The organism is Spirochaetaceae bacterium (genome assembly GCA_009784515.1).
GTDB lineage: Bacteria > Spirochaetota > Spirochaetia > WRBN01 > WRBN01 > WRBN01.
In genome coordinates this window covers 1-12022 of sequence record WRBN01000064.1, presented here as the reverse complement: position 1 = coordinate 12022, position 12022 = coordinate 1, and the positions used below count along the sequence as shown (strand labels likewise).

Annotated in this window: 10 protein-coding genes; 4 read left to right on the top strand and 6 right to left on the bottom strand. The window is 40.0% G+C overall.

All coding sequences use genetic code 11. The annotated features are described in order from the left end of the window. Positions 1 to 431: hypothetical protein (locus FWE37_07345; protein MCL2520796.1), on the top strand; the 431-nt coding region annotated here is incomplete at its 5' end. Positions 432 to 469: 38 nt separating this feature from the next. On the opposite strand, the gene FWE37_07340 is transcribed toward FWE37_07345, so the two are convergent. From FWE37_07340 to arcA, 5 genes are all read right to left on the bottom strand, one after another. After that, positions 470 to 1336 carry a hypothetical protein gene (locus tag FWE37_07340; GenBank protein ID MCL2520795.1) on the bottom strand — a complete coding sequence of 289 codons (867 nt, stop codon included), beginning with the start codon at positions 1334 to 1336 and terminating at the stop codon, positions 470 to 472. Between the two features lie 206 nt (positions 1337 to 1542). Beyond that, complete coding sequence (arcC, locus tag FWE37_07335) at positions 1543 to 2478, bottom strand: carbamate kinase (GenBank protein ID MCL2520794.1); 936 nt, start codon at positions 2476 to 2478, stop codon at positions 1543 to 1545. A gap of 74 nt (positions 2479 to 2552) precedes the next feature. Next, positions 2553 to 4136: a YfcC family protein gene (locus tag FWE37_07330; protein ID MCL2520793.1), complete on the bottom strand. Its 1584-nt coding sequence runs from the start codon at positions 4134 to 4136 to the stop codon at positions 2553 to 2555. A gap of 74 nt (positions 4137 to 4210) precedes the next feature. After that, the gene (gene argF, locus FWE37_07325; GenBank protein MCL2520792.1) at positions 4211 to 5206 is read right to left on the bottom strand and encodes an ornithine carbamoyltransferase; all 996 of its coding nucleotides are present in this window, start codon (positions 5204 to 5206) and stop codon (positions 4211 to 4213) included. 93 nt (positions 5207 to 5299) lie between these two features. Then, positions 5300 to 6532 (bottom strand): arginine deiminase, encoded by a 1233-nt coding sequence (arcA, locus tag FWE37_07320; GenBank protein ID MCL2520791.1) that lies wholly within the window; start codon positions 6530 to 6532, stop codon positions 5300 to 5302. A 199-nt stretch (positions 6533 to 6731) separates the two neighbouring features. On the opposite strand from arcA, the gene FWE37_07315 reads away from it, so the two are divergent. The 3 genes from FWE37_07315 to FWE37_07305 all read left to right on the top strand — a co-directional run bounded on the left by FWE37_07315 (position 6732) and on the right by FWE37_07305 (position 10893). Then, on the top strand, positions 6732 to 8378 hold the full coding sequence (locus FWE37_07315; protein ID MCL2520790.1) for a nucleoside kinase: 1647 nt from the start codon (positions 6732 to 6734) through the stop codon (positions 8376 to 8378). Between the two features lie 71 nt (positions 8379 to 8449). Further along, complete coding sequence (locus tag FWE37_07310) at positions 8450 to 10030, top strand: hypothetical protein (protein ID MCL2520789.1); 1581 nt, start codon at positions 8450 to 8452, stop codon at positions 10028 to 10030. Positions 10031 to 10110: 80 nt separating this feature from the next. Next, on the top strand, positions 10111 to 10893 hold the full coding sequence (locus FWE37_07305) for a metallophosphoesterase (GenBank protein ID MCL2520788.1): 783 nt from the start codon (positions 10111 to 10113) through the stop codon (positions 10891 to 10893). A gap of 101 nt (positions 10894 to 10994) precedes the next feature. On the opposite strand, the gene FWE37_07300 is transcribed toward FWE37_07305, so the two are convergent. After that, positions 10995 to 11738 carry a hypothetical protein gene (locus FWE37_07300; protein ID MCL2520787.1) on the bottom strand — a complete coding sequence of 248 codons (744 nt, stop codon included), beginning with the start codon at positions 11736 to 11738 and terminating at the stop codon, positions 10995 to 10997. Positions 11739 to 12022: the final 284 nt, after the last annotated feature.

The following is a 12022-nucleotide window of genomic DNA, read 5'->3' as shown; positions in this document are numbered from 1 at the left end:
GTATACGCTGTAATCCCTTTACTCCCGCTGAAGTAGTAGAAATGTACCGGTTAGTTACCACATTAACTTTTCGCCGTGATGGGCAAGATGTGCCGCTTATGAGAGGAAACACCCTTGTAGAGAACACCCCGCTTTTACTTAATGCCGTATTTAGTTACTTTAGAAGAAATTTTTTAACGGCAACAGAGAGCGGACATAGGCTTAGAGATAATACTAGCCTTGCTAATGAGCATTTTGATGGCCGTTATCACTATACTATAATTGAAGGTATAGTGGGAAATATAAGGCACTTTATTTTAGCCGATGGCAGGGGGCAGTTTTTATATAATTCCAGCGATAGGTTGGTTTACCCGGTAGATGCTAATAACAACCCTTTAGCTAATACCATTAGCTGGCGTGGTATTAGAATTAGTGGCAGAAGAAGAAGTTAAATTTTAAGTAATAGCCTGTACCTTTAAGGTACAGGCTACTATTGATGTCTGAGTTCATTAAAATCCAAATGTATATTATCCCTAAAACCTAGTATATTTTGCTCTGTTAATCCCGTCTCCGTTACCCCAATTATCTCTAAATTAGTATTATTACTTACATCAAGGCTCGTTATCCCTGTTCTATCTACAAAAAGACTGATTAATTTTATATTGTTACTTACATCAAGACTAATTAAATTTATATTATTTCTAACTCCAAGACTGATTAAATTTATATTATGGCTTACATCAAGATAAGTTAATCTATGATTATGGCTTACATCAAGATGAGCTAAATTAATATTATTACTTACATCAAGGCTGCTCAAACTATTCCAGTTTACATTAAGACTAGTTAAATTAGAAAGAGCGCTTATATCAAGATAAGCCAGATAATTCCAGTTCAGCATAATGTGAGTTAAATTAGGATTGTAACCAAAATGAATACTGGTAAGTGAGTTACGAAATGCCTCAATTGAAACTAAATTACTATTATTACTTACATCTATAGTTTCTAAAGCATTATAGGCTAAACTAAGACTAGTTAAATTAATATTATTTTTTACATTAATACTAGATATATTGTTATAGCTTAAATCAAGACTAATTAGTCCTATTAAATATTCAACCCCTGTCGCATCTCTAATTCCTCTATGCCAAGCCCGAAGCTCCTCTACCCTCGCCAACTCATCACTCAATCTTTGCCCGGTTAACCCGGCATTAGGCCCTAATACCTCCGCCACCACTCTTCTCAAATTCTCATCAGGGAACAAACTGGCCAGCGTAGCGTTAGCCGGTACCGGCAACCCTTGTCCTTGTACATTTATGGCTATTAGTAATAAAAATAAAATTAATATTTTTTTCATAGTTTTAGTTTAACATAACTTACAGTTAAAGTAAAGCTAAAATTTAAAACTATCTATTTATCGATAGCAAAAGTAAACGATAAATCACTACCCAACCCTTCGCCAGTAAAAGAAATTTAGATGGACCTATAGGTAGTTACCATAAAATTTAGCCGGCCTATAAATAAAAAGCGGGCAATGCCCGCTTCATTTTTAACTTTTAATTATTAGTTTTTAACTATCGTGCCATCTTCGCCTTTTATAGCTAAGGCTACTTTTTCTAAACTGGTAATAATGGCTTTACGACCAGCCTTACTTTCGGTAAACATTAAAGCAGCCTCTACTTTAGGTAACATACTGCCTACCCCAAATTGACCGGTAACTATATACTCTTTAGCTTGAGCAGCATTTAAAGTAGCCAAGTTTTCTTGGTTTGGTTTACCAAAGTTAATGGCTACTTTATCTACCGCCGTTAAAATAATGAGGGCATCGGCCTCCATAAGCTCGGCCAATTTAGCGCTGGCTAAATCTTTATCAATAACCGCCGCTACTCCTTTGTAGCCTTTGCCTTCTTTAACTACCGGTATACCGCCGCCACCAACGGTAATAACCACATGGCCGGCAGCGTTTAAAGTTTTAACACTTTCTAACTCGATAATACTAACAGGCTTAGGGCTAGCCACCACACGCCGCCAGCCGCGCCCGCTGTCTTCTTTAACGCTGTAACCTTTTTCGGCTTGTAGTTTTTTAGCCTCTTCTTCTTTATAAAAAGGGCCGATGGGTTTGGTGGGGTTAACAAAGGCTTTATCGTTTGCATCAACCTCTACTTGGGTTACCAGTGATACCACATTTTTGTTAATCCCTCTGCCAGCCAGCTCTTCTTTTAAAGCTTGTTGTATGTGGTAACCAATATAACCTTGACTCATTGCCCCGCATACATCAAAGGGCATAGCCGGCGTTACAGCGCTGGCAGTTTCATTTTGTATTACAATACGGCCAACCTGCGGCCCATTACCGTGGCTAACCATAACGGTGTGGCCTTGCTCTATTAAATCGGCAATGCCCAGCACACTCTTTTTTACTACCTCTAGCTGAGCTTCGGCGGTAGCCGGCCCTTTATCGTCTTGCAAGGCGTTACCGCCAAGTGCTATAACAAATTTCATAAATTCTCCTATTATATTAAATGACATAGGTAGTGCTTTGTAAGCACCACCTACGGATGCAGGGTAAGTCCTACTTAACTAAAAACTGCACCTAGCGACAACAAGATAGTTGTCATTATAAATATACATAATAAATATTTCCAAATAAACTTTAGGTAACGCTCATAAGGTATTTTAGAAAGCATAAGAGCGCCCATAATAACGGCGCTGGTAGGTGTTATCATACCAATAATACCCATACCCGATTGGAAAGCCGTTATAGCTAAAGCGGGCGAAAAGCCGGCCATCTCGGTCATTGGTATAACCAGCGGCATACTGAGGGTTGCTAAGCCCGATGATGATGGTACAAAGAAAGTAAGTAACATAAACAGCCAATAAAGGGCATTTATGTAAAATACGCTTGGCCAACCGGCAACAATTTCGGTGGCCGATAAAATGGTATCGGTAATCATCGCATCGGTCATTAATATCGAAATACCGCGCGCCACACCTACCATAATAACAACACCCATCATATCTCTGGCACCAGTAATAAAGCTACTAGCAATTTCACTTTCTTTAAAGCCGGCAATAATACCGCAAATAATGGCTGAGGCTAAGAATAAAGCCGATAGCTCGGCAAACCACCAGCCTAAATCTGGTAAACGGCTCAAGAAACCGGGCATATCACTCCACGGAATAACACCATAAATCATTACCACAAAAGTTAAGGCAAAGACAGCTAAAATTAATTTTTGCCTTATAGTAGTTTTTTCAACGGTTTGCTGTTGATTTTCTTTGTTTAAAAAGTGGGCATTAATTTCGTTGTTTAAATCGGCCAATACCGAAGCTCCGGGGTTAGCCTTAACTTTACGGGCATATCTAATAACATAAAATATAGCAAAGCTGGTAAAAACAACCCACATAATAAGCCTAAGGCCAATACCATTGCCAATACTTATACCGCCAATACCACTAGCTACACCTATAGAAAAAGGGTTTACCGTACTGGCCAGCACCCCAACGGCGGCGCCCATCAAAATAATCATACCACCCGTCATTGCATCAAAACCGGCAGCAATAATAATAGGCAATAAAATAGGGTAAAAGGCAATGGTTTCTTCGGCCATACCATAAGTAGAACCACCAATCGAAAACAGTACCATTAAAATACCAATAAGCAAGTAAATGCGGTCGCGCATAGCGTGCATTAAGTGAGCTATGCCTACCTCTATAGCGCGGCTTTTATTAATAATACCCAATAAACCGCCTACCACAATAATAAAGAAAGCTACACCAACGGCATCGTAAAAACCCCTAACAGGTGCCGTAAAAATGGCAAAAGGCGAAGCCACCGTAAATTGAGGGCCAGTTACATGGGTAAAGGTGCCGCCAACGGGGGTAAGCCTCATTCCCCTTACTGTAGCGCCGCCGGCAATAAGGGCCGGCATATCTTCGGCAGGAATTAACAGGCCATCGGCAATCAGCCTAGCTCGGTTAGCCTGCACATAGTCGCGCAAATAGCCGCCTGTAGGCACTTGCTCTACACCGGCGGGGGTGAGGTAGTCGTAAAAGCCGCTGGGGATAACCCAGCCCAGCGCCCATACCACAACAATTAAACCAAATAAAATACCTAAGGCCGTAGGCATTTTAAACTTTTTTTTAGCAACATCAACCATATTTACATCTTCTCCTTAACATCATATTATAGCAGATAAATTTTACTTGTCAATATTATATTTGTAATTATGCATTATTGGTTACCCAAAGTGGCCACCATTACCGCTTTAATGGTATGCATACGGTTTTCGGCCTCATCGAAAACAAGGCTTTTTTCACTTTCAAATACCTCGTTGCTAACTTCCATCTCTTTAAGACCAAATTTCTTTTCAATATCACGGCCAATGGCAGTTTCGGTATCGTGAAAGGCCGGAAGACAGTGTAAAAAAATCGATTTAGGGTCGGTTTTAGCCATTAAAGCTGCATTTACTTGATAAGGTTTTAGTAAATTAATACGTTCTTCCCATACACTATCGGGCTCGCCCATACTTACCCATACATCGGTGTAAACGGCGTGTACACCATTAACACCGTCTAGGCTATCGGTAACCGTTATACTGCCGCCACTGACCTTAGCAATTTCTTCACATTTTTTAAGCAACTGCGGCTCGGGGAATAAACTTTTAGGGGTTACAATACTGTAATGCACACCCATTTTGGCGCTACCAATCATTAAAGCATTAGCCATATTGTTACGGCCATCACCCACATAAGCTAATTTAATACCCTCTAAGCGACCAAAATGCTCGATGATGGTTAAAAAATCGGCTAGTATTTGCGTGGGGTGGTCTTCGTTAGTAAGGCCATTCCATACCGGTACACCGGCATACTGGGCCAGCTCTTCCACCAGTTTCTGCTCAAAACCGCGATACTCAATCCCGTCGTACATACGGCCTAATACACGAGCGGTGTCTTTCATACTCTCTTTTTTACCTACTTGGCTGCCCGATGGCCCAAGATAAGTTACATGCGCACCTTGGTCATAGGCTGCTACCTCAAAGGCGCAGCGAGTACGGGTACTGTCTTTTTCAAAGATAAGGGCAATATTTTTGCCTTTAAGCCTTTGTACTTCGTTACCGGTGTATTTTGCTCGTTTTAAATCGCGCGATAAATCAAGCAAATACTGAATTTCTTTGGCCGAAAAATCCATTAATGTTAAAAAGTTTCTGTTTTTCAAGTTAAATGCCATGCTTTTATTTTCCTTTTATTTAAAATATTTTTATTTTTTATAAAAAGAGCAAGTAACAAGGAAACAAAACATCTCTCCCTTGTTACTTGTTCCCTATTCCCTAATTAAGGGCATACTCATACAACGTGGGCCGCCGCGCCCGCGCGAAAGTTCGCTGCTGGGCATAACATTTATTTTAATGCCATTGTCTTGCAGTAAATTATTAGTTACGTGGTTACGGCTATAGACCACTACTTCACCGGGGGCTAAAGCTAAGGTATTAGCGCCATCATTCCACTGTTCTCGGTCGCCGGCTATAACATCGCCACCGCCGCAGCGAATTAAAGAAACTTTTTTGTCTAAAATTTTACTTAGCAATTTATCTAGTTGGTCGGTTTCTTCGCTTATCTTAATACTACCTTCGCCGCTGCTGCCTTTGGTTAAAGTGTACACCGTTAAACTACCCTCAATACCGGGGTGGATAGTAAATTTATCGTGGTCTATCTGAGTAAAAACCGTATCTAAGTGCATAAAGGCACGGGTTTTAGGTATATCAAAGGCTAGTACACGCTCAAAGCTTACCCCTTCGGTATAAAATAATTTTTTAGCTAAGTTTTCGATGGCGGTAGCCTCTGTACGCTCGGATACTCCAATAAAGAGAGTTTTTTCGTTAATAATCAATTCATCACCGCCCTCAATATGAGCTAAATCATCGCGGTTATACCAGCGCGGAATATCGGCATTTTTGTATTTAGGGTGATATTTAAAGATATAATCAGCCATTAAAGTTTCACGGCTGCGTAAGTGAGTGTACATCTTATTAATGGTTACGCCGTGTCCAACGGTAGCAAAGGGGTCGCGCGTAAATAAAGTATTGGGCAACGGGTTAGTTAAAAAGGGATAATGGCTGTTAATAACGCTAGCTAAGCTGCTAAGTTTATCAAAACCGGGAATATCTTTACTGCGAATACCTTCTATCAATTTATCTACAATACCCTGATGGTTAAAATTTTCTATTAACCAAGCGGCAACAAAGCTGCGCGTTTTACTATCATAAATTTTAGCTTCCCGTAAAAAATTACTAATAAATTCGTTACGCAGCTCATCACTGGTGGCAATGGTCTCGGCCATTAATTTTTCAACATAAATTACTTTAATACCTTTATCGGTCATTATTTTAGCAAAGGCATCATGTTCTTGCCGGGCTACCTCAAGGTAAGGTATGTCGTCAAATAAAAATTCGCTTAAGTAGTTGGGCGTTAAATTCTCTAACTCGCCGCCGGGGCGATGTACCAAAACTTCTTTTAAGTTACCTATTTCACTGGTAACATTTAATATTTTACTCATATAGCTTCCACCTCTTAAAAAATTGTAATTATTAGCAAAAATAACTAACACGATATTGTAGCACTACTTTTTAAAAATGTAAAATTTTATTTTTACATATTGTCTTTGTTCAAGTAGTACAATTTGCTTATATAAAAGCTATTATCGGCTAAAAAATACTTGTGAAATTTAAAAAAAGATGGTATATTAACCAGTAAATATGCGTGATATATCTTTTAAATTACCTTCCGGCCAGCTAAAGCAACTTCCCGTTGGCTCTACTCTAAATTTACTAGCCAAAGATGGCGAGTGCCACAACGCTGTAGCTTTTGTTTTAAACAACCAGCTTATTGGCCTTAACCAAAGTGTTTTATTAGGAGGCGAGCTTAAACCCATTTTTATAGCCGATAAATGGGGCCTACAGGCTTACAGGCGCAGCCTTAACTTATTATTAATGGCTGCAGTAAACGAGCTTTATCCGGCCGTACACTTTGTTATAGGCCAAACGGTAGCCGATGCCTACTTTTACCGCTATAGTGGCGAGCTGCCGGATAATTACCTAGAGGCTATTAACCAAAAGATGCAAACTTTAGTTGCCGCTTCGCTGGCGATAAACCATACTTTTATGAGCTACCAAGAGGCTTTAACCTACTTTAATAAAATGGGGCAAAGTTATAGCCACTCGTTGCTAGAATACAGTAACGAGGCAACTTTAGCTTTTTATCAGCTAGGTGCTACTTATAGCCTAGATTATGGGTTACAATTACCAAATACCTCGTTACTTAGCAAATACCAATTAATTAAAGGCGAAAACGGCTTTTTTTTACGTTACCCTACTAATTTATTAGATAGCTCCTTCCCCGAGCGGCAAGAGCGGCCATTGGTAATGGCTACCTACCGAGAACACCGTAGTTGGGTAGCTATGCTTGGCAGCGATTCGGTGGGTAACCTTAACAAACACCTGCGTCATAAAGCTAGTCTACAAAGGCTTATTCATTTATCCGAAGGGTTACACGATAAAAAGGTAGCCGCCATTGCCGACCAAATAGCTGGCCGCGGGCAGGTAAAATTTGTTTTTATCGCTGGCCCCTCCAGCAGCGGTAAAACTACCTTTACTAAAAAACTAGCTATGCAACTAGAGATTAACGGCTTTAAGCCTCACTTAATAGGGCTTGATCATTTTTATACTATTAACCGCGACGCAATACCCCTAACTGATAAAGGCGAAAAAGACCTTGAACATATTAAAGCGCTCGATTTACCTTTAATTAACCAAACTTTAACGGCTTTAATTAAGGGTGATAAAGTAGCCATTCCCAAATACAGCTTTAAAACTAAAGAGCGCACCTTTGATGCCGCCCCGCTAGAACTTACCGAAAAAAGTATCGTGCTAATAGAGGGTATACATGGCCTTAACGAGCAAATTTCAGCCAGCATAACTAGCGAACATAAATTTAAGATTTATATCTCGGCCCTTATTCAGTTAAATATCGATGAACAGCATAGGTTATCTACCAGCGATAGCCGTCTTATAAGGCGGATTGTACGCGACTGGCAATTTAGGAATACGGGGGCCAGCGACACCTTAGCTATGTGGCCCAATGTTAAAGCCGGCGAAGAAAAATGGATTTTTCCTTACCAAGAAACCGCCGATGTGGCCTTTAATTCGGCCCTAGATTACGAACTTTTTGTATTAAAAGGTTATATTGAGGCTCTTTTAAAAGAGGTAAAGGCCAATATGCCGCATTACCACGAGGCCTGCCGCCTTTTACGTTACCTAGAGCGTTTTCAGGTAATTTCGGCCCAATATGTGCCAAATTACTCTATTTTGCGCGAGTTTATTGGCGATAGTGGATATAAGTATTAATTAAGAGTTAAAATTAAGAAATTTTTTTAATTATTACTTCTTAATTTTTGATTAAAAAGAGTGTAAGTATAATGAATATATTAAAATCGTTGGTTAATAAAAGCCAAGATGCCGAAAAAAGCTTCGAGAAGCTGGTTAATCGTAAAGCACGTTATTTGCTCATATTAGCACAGGTAGCCAGCGACCGCAGCTTAACTCCCGAAAAGCTTGACAGGGCTTTGTTAAACCAGCTTTATATAGCCGCCTTCGATTTAGAAGAGTTTTTAGATGCCGCCGATGCCATAACTAACCGTTACTGGCACAGCTTTAGAAAATCGGTAGCTGTTGTTAAAATAATGAGTGCCACCTGTGTTAAGCTGCTGCACATTAGAGACAACATTAAGAAATATTATCTATTAGATATAGAAGGCGATTTTAACGGCGAAACCAAAAGCTGCATTAGACTGGTGCGCGAGTTGCTTATAAAAGCCTGTGTTACTTTAATTAACGAAGGTAAAAAACGTGAGATAGCCGCTAATGTTAATGCTCTGCCGGAATCGCTAACCAGCGAAGAAGTACTCTTTAGCTACCAATTACCGGTTACCCGCCGCGTACGCCACGAAACTTCGCCGCGTAATACGGTGGTAATGTTAGCTACCGAGTTTTTAAATTTATCGGAGAGCAGCGGCCTTTTAGAAAGTAGCTCTATCGAACTTAGCAAAAAAGGATTAGCTAGTTTAGTTCCTTCGGTGGTTAGTGCCGAAAACGTGCGTTTATTGCAAACGCGTTTTCATAATATGCAATCGCTTTACGATACCGCCGTTTTAGGTAGCGACTTACCGCAGCAAGACAAAAACCTACCGGTAATGCGCGGCCATATTTCGATTATTTACCATTTACTAGAGGTACTAACCGCTATGGTACATTACTACCAGCGTCATATTTTAAGCGAACCTAAAGTTAGGTTACTTTCGTTCATCGAAAAAAATGATGAAAGAAGCTTGATAGTCATCATTGGCTATGCCATTAGTTATGCCGACCGCTACCGTAAAGTCAGCCGTAACTTATGCCAAACTATGCTTAAAAAATATGTAGAAAAAACCAGTATTAGCCTAACTTATCCTAGCTATCGCGGTTTTCATGTTAGGCCCTCAACGTTAATATCTAAAATTGTGTTACACTATGGCAGTGAAGTAAAGATGAAACTTTACGACCAAGAATACAATGCCAGCTTGCCGTTGGAGTTGTTTAGAGCCAACGAAGAACTTAATGAGCATAAACGCAAACAACTTGTCGAACTGGTTAGCAAAACTAAAGCCTTTAAAGCTTTATCCGCAGGTGAAGTTTTAAATCTTGATAAATTAAAAGAATTTGCCCGTGCCGCTTTTTTTGAATTAATAGAGCAAAAAGAACTTTTAGTTTATGAAGCTGCTTTTAATTTTATCGATATTGACGAAATAAAAGGGGAAGATGCTCTCTCTTTTATCAAAAGGTTAGTGGCACGTTATATGGCTATGGGTAAAATTGATGGTAAACTAGATTTAAAACTAACTTTTGAGGGTGATAAACGCGTATTGGAAGATATAAAAATTTTGGCCGAACATGGTTACGGCGAAGATTTATTTGGCAACAATGTTGTTTTACCTAAAGAGCTAGCTTATCTTACAAGGTAATTAAAAAATAAAAATTGAAAATTAAGAGAAATAACTTATGGCTATTATTACCTATCGCTCTGCTGGCTACATCTTGTACTATGCTTAACAGCGAAGGAGCTTTATTTACCCACTATACTATTAAAGATAGGGCTGTTCCAGAGGCTTTTGACGGCTTTAAAATTGCTTTTATCAGCGATTTTCACTATAAAAGCACCTTACGCGAGGCTGGCCTTGCTGTAATTATTAAGCAGCTTAATGAGAGCGGGGCCGATATAATTATTTTAGGCGGCGACTATGCCGAAGGCCGCCAGCGAGCCAATTTAACCGAGCGGCGCGAAGCCAATTTAAGAGAACTTTTTAGCTACCTAGTTAAGCTGCAAGCTCCCTACGGGGTTTATGCCGTACTTGGTAACCACGATGACTACCATTTGCGTAACCGTGTTATAGCCGAAATAAACCGTGCCGGTATTACTAACCTCGAAAATAACGGTTTAGCCCTTAGTAGAGGCAGCCAGCGTCTTTGGTTAGCTGGGGTAGCCGATATGCGCTTTAGCTTACCTAACCTTCCGGCCGCTCTTGCCGGCCGCCGGCCAGATGATTTTACCATTTTGGTAAGCCATACCCCCGACTTTGTGGAGCAGTACGATGTTAGCGCCATTAATTTAGTGCTTAGCGGCCATACACATGGCGGGCAGGTAACCTTTTTGGGCTGGGCTCCCTTTACCAGCAGCCGTTATAGGCAAAGATACAAATATGGTTTAGTGCCGCTGCCTAGCGGTAATGGCCAAATTATTATTACCAGCGGCATTGGTACCTCGCTGTTAAATGTACGGCTTGGCCCGCCGGAAGAAATAGTTATTATTACCTTAAGAGCAAATTAACTTTGCACTAAAAAAGACAGTACCTTACCAAATAAACCCCTTGCGCTAACAAGGGGTTTATTTTTACTGCTATGTTAATATCTTTTAGTGGAGATATTAAATTAAAAATTAATGCTGTAACCTATACGCAAGGCTGCAACTTCGCCGATAAAGCGGCGTACAAATTCATCACTTTCCAGCTCTATACTACCATCTTGATCGTACGAAGCTAAAGAAAAACCGCCGCCAATACGGCTACGTAAGTTGATATTTAAAGCGCCGGGTCCTAGCGGAATAGCGGCACCAAACTCTAATACGCCGGTAATATCCAAAAAGTGACTACCAATATAGTCGCCGTCATCGGCATAACCGGCAATATCGCTGGTAGCTGTTGTACGGGCATTACTATAACCAATGTTAGGGCCAACACTTACATAAAGACCAATAGGCAGATTGAGCGGTAAATTAAAACGAACTAAAATATCTAAGCCAACACTAATTATGCTAAGCCTTAAATCATCGGTTATAGCGCTTGGCCAAGTTTCCCAGCTGCTCCAATCGCCATTATTAACACCATCAACCCGCCCGCGGTCACTAATATCACCTATACCTAAGGCATAACTAAAAGCTACACCTAATTGTAAGCCAATAAGCTCACTAACCCCTAAGTTTACAAAAACTTCACCACCAATAGGTAAACCTAATTGCCTTGTTTGTATAGCGGCATCTATGCTACTGCTATTTACACCTTCGGTAATATGGCCCCAACCAATACCAGCGCCTAATTTACCACCAATGCCGATTTCTACCGCATAGGCATTAACGGCTAACATAGCAACTACAGCTAATAAAGCTACTTTTCTCACTTGTTTTCTCCTTAAAACTTATATATAAAACACTCTAATACATAAACTAAAAATAGTCAATACTTATAATGCTTTTTATATGAAAATATAATTAACTATTTATAAAGGTGCCGGCCGTAAAAGCCTTATAAGTATTGACTATTTTTTAACGCCGCTCACTCTCAGGGCTAGAGCATATAAAAAAGTAACTTTTCAAGGTAAGTATGGTCCCAAGCCATCTGTTTAATACGTCCAGCCATAGAAGAGGTAGAAGTTGTATCTAACCTAGCTATATTTAAGGCTAT